The 17,549-nt window shown below is 41.0% G+C and carries 16 protein-coding genes, 1 tRNA gene and 2 pseudogenes; 13 read left to right on the forward strand and 6 right to left on the reverse strand.

Annotation, left to right across the window (positions count from 1 at the left end; translation table 11 throughout):
- Positions 1-395: pseudogene (locus AC5YCD_RS15020) on the reverse strand (RNA-guided endonuclease TnpB family protein); the annotation flags it as partial.
- 20 nt (positions 396-415) lie between these two features.
- Here AC5YCD_RS15020 and tnpA point away from each other — a divergent pair.
- Both tnpA and AC5YCD_RS15030 read left to right on the forward strand, forming a co-directional pair.
- A pseudogene (gene tnpA, locus AC5YCD_RS15025) lies at positions 416-892 on the forward strand (IS200/IS605 family transposase).
- Positions 893-1,223: 331 nt separating this feature from the next.
- Positions 1,224-2,390: an acetyl-CoA C-acetyltransferase gene (locus AC5YCD_RS15030; protein ID WP_496130801.1), complete on the forward strand. Its 1,167-nt coding sequence runs from the start codon at positions 1,224-1,226 to the stop codon at positions 2,388-2,390.
- Positions 2,391-2,414: 24 nt separating this feature from the next.
- On the opposite strand, the gene AC5YCD_RS15035 is transcribed toward AC5YCD_RS15030, so the two are convergent.
- Entirely contained in the window at positions 2,415-3,032 is a 618-nt protein-coding gene (locus AC5YCD_RS15035; protein WP_496130802.1) for a TetR/AcrR family transcriptional regulator, read from the reverse strand.
- Between the two features lie 237 nt (positions 3,033-3,269).
- Here AC5YCD_RS15035 and AC5YCD_RS15040 point away from each other — a divergent pair, with 237 nt between their 5' ends.
- From AC5YCD_RS15040 to AC5YCD_RS15065, 6 genes are all read left to right on the forward strand, one after another.
- Positions 3,270-3,941: a GntR family transcriptional regulator gene (locus tag AC5YCD_RS15040; RefSeq protein ID WP_496130803.1), complete on the forward strand. Its 672-nt coding sequence runs from the start codon at positions 3,270-3,272 to the stop codon at positions 3,939-3,941.
- 13 nt (positions 3,942-3,954) lie between these two features.
- Positions 3,955-4,839, forward strand: coding sequence for a methylisocitrate lyase (gene prpB, locus AC5YCD_RS15045; protein ID WP_496130804.1), 885 nt, complete (start codon positions 3,955-3,957; stop codon positions 4,837-4,839).
- An 86-nt stretch (positions 4,840-4,925) separates the two neighbouring features.
- The gene (prpC, locus tag AC5YCD_RS15050; protein WP_496130805.1) at positions 4,926-6,077 is read left to right on the forward strand and encodes a bifunctional 2-methylcitrate synthase/citrate synthase; all 1,152 of its coding nucleotides are present in this window, start codon (positions 4,926-4,928) and stop codon (positions 6,075-6,077) included.
- Positions 6,077-8,719, forward strand: a complete 2,643-nt coding sequence (gene acnD / locus AC5YCD_RS15055) for a Fe/S-dependent 2-methylisocitrate dehydratase AcnD (RefSeq protein ID WP_496130806.1) — start codon at positions 6,077-6,079, stop codon at positions 8,717-8,719. The genes prpC and acnD overlap by 1 nt, the downstream gene beginning before the upstream one ends.
- Positions 8,720-8,900: 181 nt before the next feature.
- Positions 8,901-9,062 carry a hypothetical protein gene (locus tag AC5YCD_RS15060; protein ID WP_496130807.1) on the forward strand — a complete coding sequence of 54 codons (162 nt, stop codon included), beginning with the start codon at positions 8,901-8,903 and terminating at the stop codon, positions 9,060-9,062.
- Positions 9,063-9,091: 29 nt separating this feature from the next.
- Positions 9,092-9,652 carry an abortive infection family protein gene (locus tag AC5YCD_RS15065; RefSeq protein ID WP_496130808.1) on the forward strand — a complete coding sequence of 187 codons (561 nt, stop codon included), beginning with the start codon at positions 9,092-9,094 and terminating at the stop codon, positions 9,650-9,652.
- 37 nt (positions 9,653-9,689) lie between these two features.
- Here the strand turns inward: AC5YCD_RS15065 and AC5YCD_RS15070 are convergent, their stop codons facing one another.
- The 3 genes from AC5YCD_RS15070 to AC5YCD_RS15080 form a co-directional block, all read right to left on the reverse strand.
- Positions 9,690-9,920, reverse strand: a complete 231-nt coding sequence (locus AC5YCD_RS15070) for a hypothetical protein (RefSeq protein WP_496130809.1) — start codon at positions 9,918-9,920, stop codon at positions 9,690-9,692.
- Between the two features lie 241 nt (positions 9,921-10,161).
- Positions 10,162-10,238, reverse strand: a tRNA-Met gene (locus tag AC5YCD_RS15075).
- Positions 10,239-10,362: 124 nt separating this feature from the next.
- On the reverse strand, positions 10,363-11,256 hold the full coding sequence (locus AC5YCD_RS15080) for a LysR family transcriptional regulator (protein ID WP_496130810.1): 894 nt from the start codon (positions 11,254-11,256) through the stop codon (positions 10,363-10,365).
- A 150-nt stretch (positions 11,257-11,406) separates the two neighbouring features.
- Here AC5YCD_RS15080 and AC5YCD_RS15085 point away from each other — a divergent pair, with 150 nt between their 5' ends.
- From AC5YCD_RS15085 to AC5YCD_RS15105, 5 genes are all read left to right on the forward strand, one after another.
- Positions 11,407-12,444: a cupin domain-containing protein gene (locus tag AC5YCD_RS15085; RefSeq protein ID WP_496130811.1), complete on the forward strand. Its 1,038-nt coding sequence runs from the start codon at positions 11,407-11,409 to the stop codon at positions 12,442-12,444.
- A gap of 18 nt (positions 12,445-12,462) precedes the next feature.
- A complete protein-coding gene (locus AC5YCD_RS15090; RefSeq protein WP_496130812.1) occupies positions 12,463-13,680 on the forward strand; it encodes a 3-hydroxybenzoate 6-monooxygenase in 1,218 nt (405 codons plus the stop codon).
- Entirely contained in the window at positions 13,677-14,315 is a 639-nt protein-coding gene (maiA, locus tag AC5YCD_RS15095) for a maleylacetoacetate isomerase (RefSeq protein WP_496130813.1), read from the forward strand. Before AC5YCD_RS15090 ends, maiA begins: the two co-directional genes overlap by 4 nt.
- Before the next feature lie 34 nt (positions 14,316-14,349).
- Positions 14,350-15,054 carry a fumarylacetoacetate hydrolase family protein gene (locus AC5YCD_RS15100; RefSeq protein ID WP_496130814.1) on the forward strand — a complete coding sequence of 235 codons (705 nt, stop codon included), beginning with the start codon at positions 14,350-14,352 and terminating at the stop codon, positions 15,052-15,054.
- A gap of 92 nt (positions 15,055-15,146) precedes the next feature.
- The gene (locus tag AC5YCD_RS15105) at positions 15,147-16,499 is read left to right on the forward strand and encodes an MFS transporter (RefSeq protein WP_496130815.1); all 1,353 of its coding nucleotides are present in this window, start codon (positions 15,147-15,149) and stop codon (positions 16,497-16,499) included.
- Between the two features lie 236 nt (positions 16,500-16,735).
- Here the strand turns inward: AC5YCD_RS15105 and AC5YCD_RS15110 are convergent.
- Positions 16,736-17,549, reverse strand: an 814-nt coding sequence (locus tag AC5YCD_RS15110; RefSeq protein WP_496130816.1) for an IS982 family transposase, incomplete at its 5' end; no start/stop codon positions are given.

Raw genomic sequence — 17,549 nt, forward strand, 5'->3', positions numbered from 1 at the left:
CCGTAGCTATCCCATAAGCCAAATTTAGTTTTTCCATATTCAACATACCCATCAGCATATTTTAGTCCTGATTTTTTAAATGGTATCCATCCAAGCGATCTTCGTGCTGACGTCTTGTTGCTTACACGCCATTTCAGCTTTGCTTTTTTAAATTGCTTTCTTCGAGTGATCAGTTCTTCTGTAATCGCTTGTACGGTTTGACTATGTAGGTTGCATTGCTTAGATGTACCTTTGGTGTATTTTGCAATATCGTATGCCGATAGAAATTCACCTTTACGCTTAAGATGCTTAAACCCTAAATCATTCACATAATTCCAAACAAAGTTGACCTCTGATGCGAGTTGGTCTAGCACCTTGCAATGTTTGTCTTTTATGCGTAATTTAAGGGTTTTCATTATTAAAATATATTTAGGCTATGAGTAATAGGCAAGAGATTAGAACAGGTCGTCACTGTGTTTTTAATATGCACGCTCATTGAGTCTTTGTAGCTAAATATCGTAGAGATGTTTTTACCAAAGACATGCTCGAAACAATGTATGAAGTGTTTGAACGTATCTGCTTAGACTTTGAAGCTGAGTTGCTAGAGTTGAATGGTGAACATGATCATGTACACCTATTGATTAATTATCCACCTAAAGTTGCTGTTTCAAATCTAGTGAATAGCTTGAAAGGTGTATCGAGTCGTCATTTAAGAAAACAATTTCCTGAAATCAGAAACAAGCTATGGGGTAATGCTTTGTGGTCGCCTAGTTACTTCGCTGCATCGTGCGGAGGTGCGCCTATCGGGATTATTAAGCAGTATATCGAACAACAGCAAACACCGCATGAATGGCTTACGTCAGTCGCTTATATCCTCGGGCTAAACCCAGACATTTTACGCTCCATCGGATAAAAATTGAGCTCATGGGTTGAGATTCTGACTGACAGCGTTACTTTTCTATGCTCTCAATAGTTCAAGCTAGAATGTCTATCACGTGTAGAATATGAGCAAAATAATTTACATCGAAATTTGTGCTGCAAAGCTGAGAGCATCAATCTCGATTATAACGCGTTTAAAATTTACGTTTGAAGCCAATGTAATGAGATCTAAAAAGATAATCCGAATCATCAAAACCTAAACCAAAAGCGACGCTGCAGTTCTAATATTTTTTTGAGTTTCGCAGCGAAACTTGAGAAATTATGTTATCTATACATGACAACAAAAAATTGAACATGGGATAACAATGACAAGTGCATATATTGTAGAAGCGGTACGTAGTGCAGGTGGCCGTCGTAATGGAAAGTTAAGCGATATCCATGCAGCAGATTTAGGGGCTGATGTGATTAATGCTTTGCTAGAACGTAGTCAAATTGATCCCCATACGGTGGATGATGTGATCGTAGGCTGTGTAACTCAAGGTGGCGAACAAGCTTTTTCTTTTGCACGCAATGTTATTTTAGCCTCGCAATTACCACAACATATTCCAGGAGTAACCATTGACCGTCAGTGTGGCAGTTCACAACAAGCGATTCAATTCGCTGCGCAAGCGGTCATGTCAGGTACACAGGACGTTGTGATTGCTGCGGGTGTAGAAAGTATGAGCCGTGTGCCTATGTTTAGTAATATTCAATTGGCTGCTCAAGCTGGTTTAGCAGCAGATCCTTTAAGTGAACGGATTAAACAGCGTTTTGGGGTTAATGCATTTAGTCAATTTCAAGGCGCGGAAATCTTGGCAAAGAAATATGATTTAAGCCGTGAAGATCTCGATCAATATGCATTACAGAGTCATCAACGTGCGCAATATGCTATTGAACAGCAATTATTTGACTCTGAAATTGTGCCGATCCAATTGGCTGATGGTACATGGCATAGCCAAGATGAAGGTGTGCGCTTAGGGGCCACTTTAGAGGCAATTGCAAGTGTTAAGCCACTACAAGAAGAGGGCATAATTAGCGCGGCCAATGCCAGTCAAATTTGTGATGGTGCCAGTGCTGTATTGATTGTAAGTGAGCGTGCTTTAAAAGCATACGGGCTTACTCCTAAAGCTCGCATTATCAATTTAACGGTTACAGCAGGGGATCCAGTCATTATGCTAGAAGAGCCCATTTTTGCTACACAAAGTGCGTTAAAAAAATCAGGCTTAAGTTTAAATGATATTGATCTGTTTGAGGTGAATGAAGCTTTTGCAAGCGTACCATTGGCATGGTTAAAGGTTTTAGAGGTAGACCCTGAAAAAGTGAATAAATTTGGTGGTGCAATTGCCTTAGGTCATCCTTTAGGTGCAAGTGGCACCAAACTTATGTCTACCTTATTACATGGTCTACAACGTGAAGGAAAGCGCTATGGTTTACAAACCATGTGTGAAGGCGGTGGTATGGCCAACGTAACGATTATTGAGGCCTATACCTAACCACGGCGAAAAATATTGCAAGGTTTAACGTGTAAGTAAACCTTGCATTAAAATATCAACCATCTGGGTGACCACCTCATTGGCGCTTAATTCACCATCGATACGATACCAATTGGCAGCACTGTTCATAGCACCGGTGAGCGTCACTGCCAGTAACTTAGCAGGATGTTGCTGGCTGATAGCACCTTCTTGCATGGCTTGTTGTAACATTTCAACAAAGGCTTGGTGCACTTGACGCTTTTGTGCATGTAGTTGAGTTTGTGCTTCGGCTGAAAGTACGTCATCAGGGGTTAAAATCACGCAACGGCCAAAATCATCCAAGATTCTTAAACCATATAAATATAAAAATTGGCGGATGCGTGTTGCGCCATCAAAATGTTGTTGTTGAACCTGCTGAGCGGCTTGTAATAAATGTGCGACACCCGCTTCTAAACAGGTCATTAAAATCTGTTCTTTATTGCCCAAATAGTGATAAATGGTCGGTTTGGAAATTTTCAAACTATGTGCCACTTCATCTAAAGACGTTGCATGAAAGCCTTTTTGGTTAAACATTTTAACTGCAGCTTGCATCAGCGCTTCGCGTTTGACCTGACGTTCAAGTTGTTTTTGTTCGGCGCTAATCAGTTGAAAATCAATATCCATATTCACTCATTATTCTGCTCATTCATTCTGATGTTAGCTTAAGTCAATACTGTTCTGCATAAAATGAACCCATGGGTCACGATCTTAAATAAGCAATAAGTGCTGAAAAATCACCTATTTTTATTATGCTTTAGTCTTAAAATTTAAAATTGTTGACAATCATTGTTGAAAAAAACATCTTTTCATCTTATTTTGAACATATATTCATCATATTGTTGACAATCTAGGCAAAACTGCATGGAAGCACTTTTAGACAAAACCCATAATCTTACGCTCACAGATCAACTTTTTGAAAAAATTCAGCATGCGATCATTTGTGGAGACTTGCCAGCAGGGAGCAAAATCTCTGAACCCGAGTTGGCGCGTATTTATGGAAGTAGTCGTGGTCCATTGCGTGAAGCCATTCATCGCTTAGAGGGGCAGAAATTAGTAGAACGCACGGCGCATGTGGGTGCACGCGTGGTATCGCTATCTACACAGCAACTCACTGAGCTGTATCAAATTCGCGAAAACCTTGAAGGGCTCGCTTGTCGTTTAGCAGCACAAAACATTGATAAAGAGCAAATTTTAGCCCTACGTGAAGTGTTGCGTTTGCATAGTGAAGACCCAAATTTTAAACAAGGTAAAGGTTACTATTTACAGCATGGTGATGATGATTTTCATTACTGCATCATTCGAAGTTGCGGTAATAAAATCTTAGAAAAAATGCTCTGCTATGAGCTTTATCATTTGATTCGTATGTATCGCATACAGTTTTCTAATACACCTAATCGTCCGCGCAAAGCATTAATGGAACATCTACACATTCTAGATGCAATTGCAGATGGCGATGGTGAATTGGCTGAGTTACTGATGCGTCGTCATATCGCAGCATCTTATCGCAACATTAAGAATAATATCGTTTTATAACAAGGAGAGACACATGTCACAACTTACAGCAGGTCAAAAATTCCGCGAAGCGGTTGCAACAGAACATCCACTTCAAGTCGTTGGTGCAATTAATGCCAACCATGCTTTGTTGGCAAAACGTGCCGGTTATAAAGCAATTTACTTGTCAGGTGGTGGTGTAGCAGCAGGTTCGTTAGGATTACCTGATTTAGGAATTAGTAATTTAGATGACGTGTTGACTGACGTACGCCGTATTACCGATGTATGTGATTTACCTTTACTAGTAGATGCTGACACAGGTTTTGGTGCCTCAGCGTTTAATATTGCTCGTACGACCAAATCTTTAATTAAATTTGGTGCAGCAGCGATGCATATCGAAGATCAAGTAGGGGCAAAACGTTGTGGCCACCGTCCTAATAAGGCAATTGTGACTCAGCAAGAAATGGTCGATCGTATTAAAGCAGCAGTCGATGCACGTACCGATTCTAGCTTTGTGATTATGGCGCGTACCGATGCGTTGGCTGTAGAAGGCTTACAAGCAGCGATTGATCGTGCGGGTGCTTATATTGAGGCAGGTGCTGACATGCTATTCCCTGAAGCAATCACTGAACTAGAAATGTATCGTCAGTTTGCTCAAGCGACTAAAGCCCCTATTCTTGCCAATATTACTGAATTTGGTTCAACGCCATTATTTACTACACAAGAATTAGCATCTGCTGATGTCAGCCTCGCTTTATATCCATTGTCTGCATTCCGTGCTATGAATAAAGCGGCAGAAAATGTCTATAACACGCTACGTCAAGAAGGTACGCAAAAGAACGTGGTTGACACGATGCAAACCCGTCAAGAACTCTATGAACGTATTAATTACCATGCATTTGAACAATATTTAGATGCATCTTTTGTCAAAGCGAAATAAACTGTTATTTTTTAAGTCTAAAAATTACAACTGAAATAGTGCATGAAGCGCTGAGTAGCCCAAAAGCCAAAATAAGGAAAATTAACATGACAAGTGCAGTTACAGCAATTAAACCAAAAAAATCAGTGGCATTAAGTGGTCAAGTCGCAGGTAATACTGCGCTATGTACCGTGGGTCGTAGCGGTAATGATCTGCATTACCGTGGCTATGACATTATGGACTTAGCAGGCCAATGTGAATTTGAAGAAGTCGCTTATCTCTTGGTGCATGGCAAATTGCCCAATCAAGCTGAATTAACCGCCTATAAAACAAAACTTAAAGCATTACGTGGTTTACCAGCAGGTTTAAAAACTGCTTTAGAACAATTGCCACCGTCAGCGCATCCAATGGACGTGATGCGTACTGGAGTATCGGTACTGGGTTGTTTACAACCAGAGCATGAGGACCATAACTACGCTGGTGCGCGTGATATTGCCGACAAATTGATGGCAAGCTTTGGTTCAATGTTGTTGTATTGGTATCACTTTAGCCATAATGGTCGTCGTATTGAAGTTGAAACACAAGATGATTCGATTGGCGCGCACTTCTTGCACTTACTACATGGCAAAGCCCCATCGCAAGATTGGATTGATGCAATGCATACCTCGTTAATTTTATATGCAGAGCATGAATTTAACGCTTCTACCTTTACGTCGCGTGTGATTGCGGGTACAGGTTCTGACATGTATTCAACCATTGCGGGTGCCATTGGTGCCTTACGTGGTCCAAAACATGGTGGTGCCAATGAAGTTGCTTTTGTTATTCAGCAACGCTATAACGATGCAGATGAAGCGGAAGCGGATATTCGCAAACGTGTTGAAAATAAAGAAGTCGTGATTGGTTTCGGTCACCCTGTCTATACCATTGCTGACCCACGTAATAACGTAATTAAGAAAGTGGCTTTAGATTTAGCTGAAGCGCAAAACAACAAAAAAATGTATCTCATCGCGGAACGTTTAGAAGCGGTGATGAAAGAAGTGAAAAACATGTTCCCGAACCTTGATTGGTTTAGTGCGGTGAGCTACCACTTAATGGGCGTACCAACAGCGATGTTTACCCCGTTATTTGTGATTGCACGTACTGCAGGTTGGGCAGCGCATGTGATCGAACAACGTCAAGACGGTAAAATTATCCGTCCAAGTGCGAATTATACTGGCCCAGAAGACTTAAAATTCAAACCATTGGCGGAGCGCGTTTAATGAATCAGCTGTACCGTAAACGCTTAGCGAATACCAATTTAGACTATTATGATGTACGCCAAGCAGTCGAAGACATTCAAGCGGGAAGCTATGCCAAACTGCCATACACTTCTAAGGTGTTAGCAGAGCAATTGGTGCGCCGCGCTGAACCTGAACAATTGACGGCTTTTTTAACCCAGTTAATTGAAAATCGTCAAGATTTAGACTTTCCTTGGTATCCAGCACGTGTCGTGTGTCACGATATTTTAGGTCAAACTGCACTGGTCGATCTTGCGGGTTTACGTGACGCGATTGCCGACAAAGGCGGTGATCCTGCCAAAGTTAACCCAGTGGTACCGACTCAGCTGATTGTCGATCACTCATTGGCGGTGGAATATGGCGGTTTTGATCCTGACGCGTTTGAAAAAAATCGTGCCGTAGAAGATCGTCGTAACGAAGACCGTTTCCATTTTATTGAGTGGACCAAAACCGCTTTTGAAAACGTCGATGTCATTCCTGCGGGTAATGGCATCATGCACCAAATTAACTTGGAAAAGATGTCTCCAGTGGTGCAAAACCGTGATGGCGTGGCTTATCCAGACACTTGTGTGGGCACAGACTCACACACGCCACATACCGATGCGTTAGGCGTGATTTCAATTGGTGTGGGCGGACTTGAAGCTGAAAATGTAATGTTAGGCCGTGCTTCTTGGATGCGTGTACCAGATATCATTGGTGTTGAACTCGTTGGTCAACGTCAAGCCGGCATTACTGCAACCGATATTGTATTAGCCTTAACTGAATTTTTACGTCAAGAACGTGTCGTAGGTGCCTATTTAGAATTCTTTGGTGAAGGTGCTGACAGTATGTCTGTGGGTGACCGTGCCACGATTTCTAATATGACGCCTGAATATGGTGCCACGGCTGCGATGTTTTACATCGACCAAAACACCATTGACTATTTAACGCTCACTGGTCGTGAAGCTGAACAAGTGCAATTGGTTGAAACCTATGCCAAAGAAATTGGTCTTTGGGCAGCCGATATGACTGAGGCACACTATCCACGCGTCTTACGTTTTGATTTATCGCAAGTGACACGTAATATTGCAGGGCCATCAAACCCGCATGCGCGTGTATCAACCAGCGATTTAAAAGCCAAAGGCATTGCAGGTAATTTAGACGTAGCGCGCGCACAAGAAGCAGAAGGTTTAATGCCAGATGGCGCAGTGATTATTGCCGCGATTACCTCATGTACCAATACCTCAAACCCACGTAATACGGTGGCGGCAGGTTTATTGGCACGTAAAGCCAATGAACTGGGCTTAACCCGTAAGCCTTGGGTAAAATCATCTTTTGCACCGGGGTCTAAAGCAGCAGCACTGTATTTAGAAGAAGCGGGTGTACTTGAAGATTTAGAAAAGCTTGGCTTTGGTATTGTGGCTTATGCCTGCACCACCTGTAACGGCATGTCAGGCGCATTAGATCCAGTGATTCAACAAGAAATCATTGATCGCGACTTATATGCGACTGCAGTGTTATCAGGTAACCGTAACTTTGACGGTCGTATCCATCCATACGCTAAACAAGCCTTCTTGGCATCGCCACCACTGGTCGTTGCCTATGCAATTGCCGGTACGATTCGTTTTGATATTGAAACCGACTCATTAGGCAATGATAAAGACGGCAATCCAATTTATCTCAAAGATATTTGGCCATCGGATGCAGAAATTGACGCTTTGGTGAAAGAGGCAGTGAAACCTGAGCAGTTTAAGAAAGTCTATATCCCAATGTTTGATTTAGGCAAAGCTGAAAAATCAGCAAGTCCGTTATATGACTGGCGTCCGCAAAGTACTTATATTCGTCGTCCGCCATATTGGGAGGGGGCACTCGCTGCACCGCGTACTTTAGCGAATATGCGTCCATTGGCGATTTTAGGCGATAACATCACCACGGATCATTTATCACCATCCAATGCGATTGTATTAGATTCTGCGGCAGGTGAGTACTTAGCTAAAATGGGCTTGCCTGAAGAAGATTTTAACTCATACGCAACCCACCGTGGTGATCATTTAACTGCACAGCGTGCAACACTGGCCAACCCTAAGCTATATAACGAAATGGTCGTGCGTTCTGACGGTACCATTAAGCAAGGTTCTAAAGCGCGTGTCGAGCCAGAAGGCGAAGTAATGCGTATGTGGGAAGCGATTGAAACCTACATGAACCGTAAGCAGCCTTTAATTGTGATTGCGGGTAAAGATTACGGTCAAGGTTCAAGCCGTGACTGGGCAGCCAAAGGCGTGCGTTTAGCGGGTGTGGAAGCCATTGTTGCTGAAGGTTTTGAACGTATTCACCGTACCAATTTGGTGGGTATGGGCGTATTACCGCTTGAGTTTAAAGCCGGTACAGACCGTAAAACTTTAGGTTTAGATGGTACTGAGCTATACAGTGTAATTGGTAATATTGCACCGCGTTCGACTTTAACGTTGGTGATTGAACGTGCCACTGCTGATGGTAAAAATGAAATTGTGGAAGTACCTGTAACGTGCCGTTTAGATACAGAGGAAGAAGTGTCTGTGTATGAAGCGGGTGGGGTATTACAGCGTTTTGCACAAGACTTTTTAGAAGCGAGCGAAAGCACTGAATCTACTGAGGCAATTGCTTAATATTTTTGCCTAAAGTGATTGAAATTGTTTAAAAAAAGCCCCACCGTAAGGTGGGGTTTTTCACAAAAAATATAATTAAACATCTAAGTTACTTTAATATTTATCTAATTTTTAATTAAACTCAAAGTTCCTCAAGATCTATTACTTTATTTAATTTTAAAAAAAGTTAAAGGTTAATTACATGAATGAGTTAGACAGTGTACAAAAGATTGAATTATCTAAATATCTAATGAAATTCTTGACAGAAGGGGACTGGCAAGAATTATTGATCTTGACGGGTTTGGAAAAAAATATAATTGGAATCAATTATATAAAGATGTTCATTGGGGAAATGATAGTTTAAAAAGTAGTTGTATATCCGCTGTTAACATTGTGCTAGCTAATAGCCCTGATAACCTGAATCATGTATGGAATTTAGAGGCTGTACAATACTCATTAAAAAGTGAAAACCCCAAACTTTATGAGGTAATTAAAAATATCGTTAATGAAGAAGCACTAAAAACAGTAGTAATACCAACGTTACTTCATATTAGTAAGAACGTATTTCAAGCATTGAATGAAGCTGAATTGCTTATTGAGGAAGCAGGTGCTTCAAGCGCATATGATCGTATGCATACAGCTTTACATGGATTTTTACAAACAGTCTGTGATAAAAATAATATTCAATATGGCAGTCTAGAATCTATCACCGCTCTATTACCTAAAATAAACGCACTTATAAAATCTAAGGTGATAGATGATGGCAGAAATGAAAGAGTTTTTATGATGTTACGTTCTGTAGGGGCAATTTTGGAAAATATCAACTATTTGCGAAATAATCACAGTATGTCACATCCAACTGAAAATTTACTCAATGAAAGTGATGCACGCTTCGCAATTAATTTAGCTCGTTCAATGATGTCTTACATAGATAGTTTGTTGGAAACTATTTAAATTGTTAATAAAAAACCGCCTTTCGGCGGTTTTTTATTTAGCAGACGCGGTTTTCTAATTTAAACATTTCGTTTAAACCCGTATAAAAACTACGACCGTCTAGATTCAGTTCAATTTCTGTACCTGAAGCAAGTAAAACCTTTTTACCCACTTCAACCCATTTAAAACCATCATTTGTATTTTGACGCTTCTTATTTGCAATTAACGACACAACAATTTCATGACCATTTACAGATTTTGCAATTAAATTTTCAGTTTGCTTTAACATATATATACCAATAACTTTTTACAGCGCGATAATTTGGCGCTTAAATATTTTTAAAATTCAAATAATTCAATACTTGACTTGATTTTAACAGAACATACAACGATCTAAATGAAAGATTTAGATACAAGGAGATTAATAGGCAGTTAATCTAGAAGAGGTCTAAAACGACTTAAAATATATGTTTTGTTATTGTGATAATAAACTACATATCTCATGTAGTCAGGTGCATCACTTTTCTCGTTGGTAGCGGGAGCTGGATTTGAACCAACGACCTTCGGGTTATGAGCCCGACGAGCTACCAGACTGCTCCATCCCGCATCAACGAAGTCACTTTATACGCCTAATATTCATTAAATGCAAATTTATTTGGCCTTTTTGCATTTTTTTTCATAAAAGGTGTAATTTCTAAGCGATTGACTTCTTTAAAACCAAAATATGCTGCTTATAGGTTAGAAAACAATTCGAAGCATAAACGGCGTAGCCATTGATTGCCTGGATTTTGATGTACACGTGAATGCCAGTGCTGTTTCACCCCATATTCAGGGAAATCATAGGGCAATTTTAAAATATTCAAATGCCCACGTGATAAGAGTACGTTACTTAAATAGTTTGGGATCGTTGCAATTGCATCGGTCTCTTGCACCACTAAGCCAACGCCTAAATAACTGGGCAAACGCACCAAGATATTACGTTTAATGCCGAGCTTTTGTAATTCATGCTCAACCACGTAATGCCCCCCAGTCGCCAAAATATCAATATGTAATTCACTGGCAAATTGTTCTGAACTGAGAGTGTCACCGGTTAGCCGTGGATGATTTGCATTGGCCACTACAACGTAGTGCTGCTTAAAAAGCGTCTGCTGATAAAAGCCTGCTTCAAGCTGTGGCAAGAAGCCAATGGCAAGATCAATTTCTCCAGAAGCCATTAACGCTTGGGTTTGCGTATCAATTGGAACAATATTTAAACGAATATAAGGTGAATGTTCACGTAAGTAATTAATCAGCTTTGGCAATAAGACTAAATGACTAATGTCCGTCATACTAATATTAAACTGATGACTCGAAGTTTTCGGATCAAAAGCTAGGTTAAAGTCATTAATACTTTGTAAACGCGCTAAAACATCATGCACCTCTGGAAATATATTATTAGATAAATCAGTTGGTTGCATGTTATTTCCAATCCGAACAAACAAAGGATCATGAAAATGCTCACGCAATTTATTTAAACCAATACTCACCGTCGGTTGGCCAATCCCCAGTTCAATTGAAGCCTTAGAAACGCTTTGATGCTTGTAGATCGCATGAAAAATATTCAATAAACGTGTATCAATGTCCATATTTTGCCCAAATTTTCTGTATTGATTTTATCAATACAGGGTATTGAGATTTGGTTATAGATTCAAGTGGATTCGATTGTTAAATTAATTTCAACGAACGAACACAACAACGCCGGAGAGTGTTGTTAATCACAATCTAGAGGACATGCGATGGAACAGCTCGCCACATTAGCAGACTTACCAACTCGCTATATTGATGATTTAAAGCAAAGTAACTTAGTGCCATTATGGCCAAGTTTACGTAATGTTTTACCACCGGTAAAACCGATTCCAAACACACAAAGCATTGTTTGGAAATACAATGAAATTAAGCCTTTATTATTAGAGGCTGGTGAGTTAACCCCAATCGAAAAAGCGGAACGTCGTGTCTTGGTGTTGGCAAATCCTGGCCATGGCTTAGAAAACATGCGGGCCACTTCAGTGATTTATTTGGGTATGCAATTACTGTTACCCAATGAGTGGGCGCCTGCACACCGTCATACACCCAATGCAGTACGTTTGATTGTTGAAGGTGAAAAAGCCTATACCACTGTTGAAGGTAAAAAATGCCCAATGGAAAAAGGCGATTTGATCCTGACCCCATCTGGCTTATGGCATGAACACGGCCATGACGGTGATGAACCTGTGATTTGGTTAGATGTCTTGGACTTACCGCTTGTTTACTATATGGAAGCATCATTTGTTGAAGGTGGTGATTGCCAGCCGATCCAACGTGTTGAAAATAAACCACGTTATGCAGCAGGCTTAGTGCCGACAGTACAGCATATCCGTGGCGAACAAAATTACCCAATGTTGCGTTACCCATGGTCAGATGCCAAACAGTTACTGATTGATTTAGCAGCTGAAAATACTGCTGGCCCAGTACAAGTAGCTTATGTCAATCCTGAAACGGGTGAAGATTGCCAAAAAATTATTGGTTATTCAGCACTGATGGTGCGTCCTGGTGAGAAAGTGCAATTAGAACCACGCTCTGCTGCCATGGTGTTCCATGTGATTGAAGGTGAAACCAGCATTACCATTGATGGCAAAGCCTCACATTTAGATACAGCAGATACCGCATGTGCACCTTGTTTTGCACACATTGATTTAATCAATAACTCACAGACAGCATGTTTCTTATTTATTGCCGATGAAGCACCAATTCAAAAGAAACTTGGTCTGTACTCAACTCGACCACGTGGCGAATAGTTTTTAAGGATGAACGACATGTCAAATCAAATGCCTATTTTAATTGCCGGGGGCGGTATTGGTGGTTTTGCAGCTGCACTTGCGTTAGCAAAACGTGGTTTTAAAATTAAAGTTTTAGAGCAAGCACCACAAATTGGTGAAATTGGTGCAGGTATTCAGCTCGGTCCAAATGCATTTAACGCTTTTGATGCCTTAGGCATTGGTGATCGTGCCCGTGCCCGTGCAGTCTACACCGATTATATGGTGATGCATGACGCATTGGATGAATACCAAGTGGGCCGCATCGAAACTGATGACAAATTTATTCAGCGTTTTGGTAATCCGTATGCGGTGATTCACCGTGCTGATATTCATGGCTCATTGGTTGAAGGTGCCCAAGAAATTGGAGATATCGAAATCATTACTGACTGCCGTATTGTCAGTGTAGATCAAGATGCAGATAGCGTGACTGTGATTGACCATAAAGGTAACACTTACATTGGGCAGGCACTCATTGGTGCAGATGGGGTGAAATCAATCGTACGTGAAAAATACGTGGGTGATCCTGCTTTAGTTACAGGCCATGTGGTGTATCGTGCCGTAGTACCTAAGGCCGAATTCCCAGAAAACCTACAATGGAATGCAGCCAGCATTTGGGTCGGGCCAAACTGTCACTTAGTCCATTATCCACTCCGTGGCGGTGAAGAGTACAACGTAGTGGTGACCTTCCATAGCCGCGAACAAGAAGAGTGGGGCGTCAAAGACGGCTCTAAAGAAGAAGTATTGTCTTACTTCCAAGGCATTTGTCCGAAAGCACGTCAGTTAATTGAGTTGCCAAAATCATGGCGCCGCTGGGCCACTGCCGATCGTGAACCGATTGATCAATGGACCTATGGCCGTATTACCTTATTAGGCGATGCTGCGCACCCAACCACGCAATATATGGCACAAGGTGCATGTATGGCGATGGAGGATGCAGTAACTTTAGGTGAAGCATTACGTGTAACCGATAATAATATCGCAGCAGCATTTGATATCTATCAACGCGCTCGAGTGGCACGTACCGCGCGTATTGTGTTGTCATCGCGTGAAATGGGCAAACTTTACCATGCTAAAGGCGTACAACGTATGGTACGTAATGATTTATGGCGTGGTCGTCAAAGCCAAGATTTTTACAATGCGATGGCGTGGTTATACGACTGGAATGTAGAGAATTGCCTCGACGCAGCCAAAAACTATACGGGGACTGCCGCATGAAAATGTATGGTTTTTTCCGAAGCGGTACCTCACACCGTACCCGTATTGTTTTAAATCTTAAACAGATTAGCTATGAACTACTGCCGATTTCACTCATGAAAAATGAGCATAAAAATGCAGCGTTTCAAGCCATTAATCCACAAGGTTTTGTGCCTGTATTGGCCATCAATGACCAATTGCTCATTCAAAGTCCAGCCATTATTGAATGGTTAGAAGAAACTCACCCCGAACATCCATTGCTACCAAGTGATGCGCTTGGACGTGCCAAAGTACGTGCCTTAGCGGCGGTGGTGGGCTGTGATATCCATCCAATTAATAACAAACGGATTTTGGAATATCTACGCAACACCTTAAAGCTCGATGACGCACAAGTAGAAAGCTGGTGCCAACACTGGATTGATGAAGGTTTTACTGCACTAGAAACACTTTTGGCAGCAGATCCAAACCGCGGTGATTTTTGCTATGGCAATCAACCCACCCTTGCTGATGCCTATTTGATTCCGCAAGTGGATTCATCAAAACGCTTTAAAGTGGATATGAGCAAATATCCAAATATTCAAAAAATTTATGATGCATGTATGGCCTTGCCTGCGTTCCAAGCAGCTGCGCCAATGAATCAACCCGATGCTGCTTAAGCACAACTGAATCAATATACTTAAGGAAAGAAACATGAGTTTCGTATTTAACCCAATGCCAATCGTCGGTCTACCTGTTAAAGATACAGACGCGTTATTCCCAGTACGTCGTGTTTACTGCGTCGGTCGTAACTATGCTGCACATGCACGTGAAATGGGCTTTGATCCAGATCGTGAACCACCATTTTTCTTCTGTAAGCCAAACGACCCAGAATCAATCGTGCCGGTTCCTGCAGGTGAAGAAGTGACGATTCCATATCCAACACAAACCTCTAACTATCACTATGAAATCGAATTAGTGGTGGCCATTGGTAAAGATGGTAAAAACATCTCCGTTGAAGAAGCAGCTGAATATGTATTTGGTTATGCAGTAGGTTTAGATATGACTCGTCGTGACCTACAAATGGCGCACCGTGAGAAAGGTCGTCCTTGGGAAGTGGGCAAGGCATTCGATTACTCAGCTCCTGTGGGTTTGATTCACACCATTGAGCAAACTGGTGAAATTACATCAGGTGACATTCATTTAACGGTAAATGGTGAAACCAAACAACGTAGTGATTTAACCCACTTACTTTGGAATGTTGCAGAAACCATCGCGAATCTTTCAACATTGTTTGAATTAAAAGCGGGTGATTTAATCTTTACAGGTACACCAGAAGGGGTAGGCGCAGTGGTTCGTGGTGACCAGATGCGTGCAGAAGTCGCAGGCTTAACAGGCATCACGGTAAATGTTGCCTAAAGCGCTTTGATTGAAATGCCCTCAAGTCACCTTGGGGGCATTTTTCGCAAGGGATGCATAGCGTCGCGTCACGACGAGAAAGGAGAGATGTCATGTCTCAAAATCAACAGATAGATGTACAAAATTTTATTGATCAAAATCCGCTATCGCGCTCACAAAAGCTGATTATGTGGTTATGCTTTTTGATTGTTGCGATTGACGGCTTTGATACAGCGGCTGTTGGCTTTATTGCCCCAGCATTAAAAGCCGAATGGGCATTAACAGCAACAGATTTGGCCCCTTTATTTGGTGCAGGCTTATTTGGCTTAATGGCAGGTGCTTTAGTCTTTGGTCCACTTGCAGATAAATTTGGTCGAAAACCCATTTTAGTGGGCTCTGTGATTCTATTTGGCTTAGCGAGTTTAATTAGTGCTTTTACTACAGACCTACAATCTTTAGTGATTTGGCGCTTTATTACCGGTTTAGGTCTTGGCGGCGCAATGCCCAATGCCATTACTTTAACGTCAGAATATAGCCCAACTAAACGTCGTTCGAGTTTAGTGACTTTAATGTTCTGTGGTTTTACTATTGGTTCGGCTTTAGGTGGTATTGCATCAGCACAATTACTTCCCCATATTGGTTGGCATGGTATTTTAATGATTGGTGGTATTTTACCATTACTCACAGTGCCTTTTTTAATGTGGTTATTACCTGAGTCACTACGTTTTATGGTGCTTAAAAATCATGCACAACATAAAATCGAACGTGTCATGCAACGTATTGCACCGCATATAAAGCAACTACCTAGTTTATCACCAGGCAGTAACGAAGTTAAAAACGTCGGCATTAAAGAATTGTTTAGCCGTCAATATGCCTTAGGCACGATTTTAATCTGGTGTACTTTCTTCATGAGCTTGCTGATTATTTATATGATCTCAAGCTGGATGCCAACCCTATTAACCAATGAAGGCTTCAACTTAGTCAATGCTTCATGGCTCACCTCAATTTTCCAAATTGGTGGAACGATTGGTGCAATCGTGATTGGGATGTGCATGGACAAAGTTGATCCTGCTAAAGTGCTCAGTTTCGTTTACGTGTTAGGCGGAGCTTTCCTCATTTGCTTAGGCTTAGGTATTGAACAAGGGAATCTATTGCTCTTGATGCTTGCCATGTTTGGTGTAGGTGTGGGTATTAGTGGTTCTCAAGTTGGTGTTAATGCTTTTACTTCAGGTTTTTATCCAACTCATTGCCGTGCAACAGGGGTAAGTTGGGCCAATGCTGTTGGTCGTTCAGGCTCGGTCATTGGTTCGGTGATTGGCGGATGGTTAATGTCACTCAATCTATCAAGCTTTGAAATTATGTCTGTTCTGGCTATTCCAGCTTTCTTTGCTGCTTTTGCGTTATTTATGATTAAACGTCTGAAACAAAAAGAGCAGAGCTTACATCTTAATGTTGTAAAGAGTTAAATTAACTTTTGCAATTAAAAAGCCCGCAATTGCGGGCTTTTTAATTTGAGATATAATTTGTTTATATTTTGGAAAATGTGATATTCGGCACGATTTATTGAAATAATTTGTCATTACAATAAGAGAAAAATATTAAACTTATAATAACAAAAAGCTGAAATTTATTATAAGCATGATCTTTATAAATCAAATATTTAAATTTCTATATATAACCCGAATCATGGATAAGCCTAGTTTCACATCGTTGTAAATTGAGGCTTATTCTGATGGCAGATTTGATAAGCACAGAGTGATGCATAAATCCCAGCGAAATAACCTGAAATAGAACGATGGCGACTGCTTACTAGGTTGTATTGTTGCTTCAATAAGCTAAAGATCGTCTCTATTTTATTGCGTTGTCTCAGCATAAGCTCATCCTCTAATGAGAGTTCTAATGGTCGCATGTTCTTGCGATGATACGTAATCAATTCAACACCTTGCGCTCCTAGCTTATCTTTTAAAATCTCACTGATGTAGCCACGATCTCCAAAGATCTTCCCCTTATAGCCTTGCGCTAACTTTGGTAGAACCTTTATATCTGAAGTATGGCCATTCGAGAGTTGGGTCTGAATAAATTGACCCTGAGCATCCACCAATACATGCAATTTGCATCCATAGAACCAACCCATTGAGCTTCTACCTCGTGTGGCAATTTGTTTTAAAGATTTATGGCGTTGAATACGCTGATTTTTACATACAGGTAGAGTTGTAGAGTCAACCCAAGCACACGTTGTTTGAGCATTGGAAGCTAAAGAAATATGTAATGCTTGAAGTGCGAGTTGATGTTGGTTGATCAAATAAATGATCCGTTGATAGGATGGTAATGCTTTAAAAAGCTTGGAGTAAAAGCGCTTTATCATTCCATAAAAGGCTTTGAAATGATAAAGTTGAGAGTTTTTATACCAAACTGCGATAAAGATAATTTCAGATAAGCATAGAACACCTGATCGCTGTCTGACTTTAGGATTTTCTTGTTTTAGATACTGCCAATAGACCGCTTCATTTTTTTGA

Source organism: Acinetobacter sp. CY05 (genome assembly GCF_059515805.1).

What these genes read in the sequence shown, in the direction of transcription:
- AC5YCD_RS15060 (WP_496130807.1), top strand. Translation starts at nt 8,901, where the DNA reads ATGAATGAGTTAGACAGTGTACAAAAGATTGAATTATCTAAATATCTA.
- AC5YCD_RS15070 (WP_496130809.1), bottom strand. Translation starts at nt 9,920, where the DNA reads ATGTTAAAGCAAACTGAAAATTTAATTGCAAAATCTGTAAATGGTCAT.
- AC5YCD_RS15105 (WP_496130815.1), top strand. Translation starts at nt 15,147, where the DNA reads ATGTCTCAAAATCAACAGATAGATGTACAAAATTTTATTGATCAAAAT.
- maiA (WP_496130813.1), top strand. Translation starts at nt 13,677, where the DNA reads ATGAAAATGTATGGTTTTTTCCGAAGCGGTACCTCACACCGTACCCGT.
- prpC (WP_496130805.1), top strand. Translation starts at nt 4,926, where the DNA reads ATGACAAGTGCAGTTACAGCAATTAAACCAAAAAAATCAGTGGCATTA.
- AC5YCD_RS15040 (WP_496130803.1), top strand. Translation starts at nt 3,270, where the DNA reads ATGGAAGCACTTTTAGACAAAACCCATAATCTTACGCTCACAGATCAA.
- AC5YCD_RS15035 (WP_496130802.1), bottom strand. Translation starts at nt 3,032, where the DNA reads ATGGATATTGATTTTCAACTGATTAGCGCCGAACAAAAACAACTTGAA.
- AC5YCD_RS15080 (WP_496130810.1), bottom strand. Translation starts at nt 11,256, where the DNA reads ATGGACATTGATACACGTTTATTGAATATTTTTCATGCGATCTACAAG.
- AC5YCD_RS15085 (WP_496130811.1), top strand. Translation starts at nt 11,407, where the DNA reads ATGGAACAGCTCGCCACATTAGCAGACTTACCAACTCGCTATATTGAT.
- AC5YCD_RS15090 (WP_496130812.1), top strand. Translation starts at nt 12,463, where the DNA reads ATGTCAAATCAAATGCCTATTTTAATTGCCGGGGGCGGTATTGGTGGT.
- AC5YCD_RS15030 (WP_496130801.1), top strand. Translation starts at nt 1,224, where the DNA reads ATGACAAGTGCATATATTGTAGAAGCGGTACGTAGTGCAGGTGGCCGT.
- AC5YCD_RS15100 (WP_496130814.1), top strand. Translation starts at nt 14,350, where the DNA reads ATGAGTTTCGTATTTAACCCAATGCCAATCGTCGGTCTACCTGTTAAA.
- acnD (WP_496130806.1), top strand. Translation starts at nt 6,077, where the DNA reads ATGAATCAGCTGTACCGTAAACGCTTAGCGAATACCAATTTAGACTAT.
- prpB (WP_496130804.1), top strand. Translation starts at nt 3,955, where the DNA reads ATGTCACAACTTACAGCAGGTCAAAAATTCCGCGAAGCGGTTGCAACA.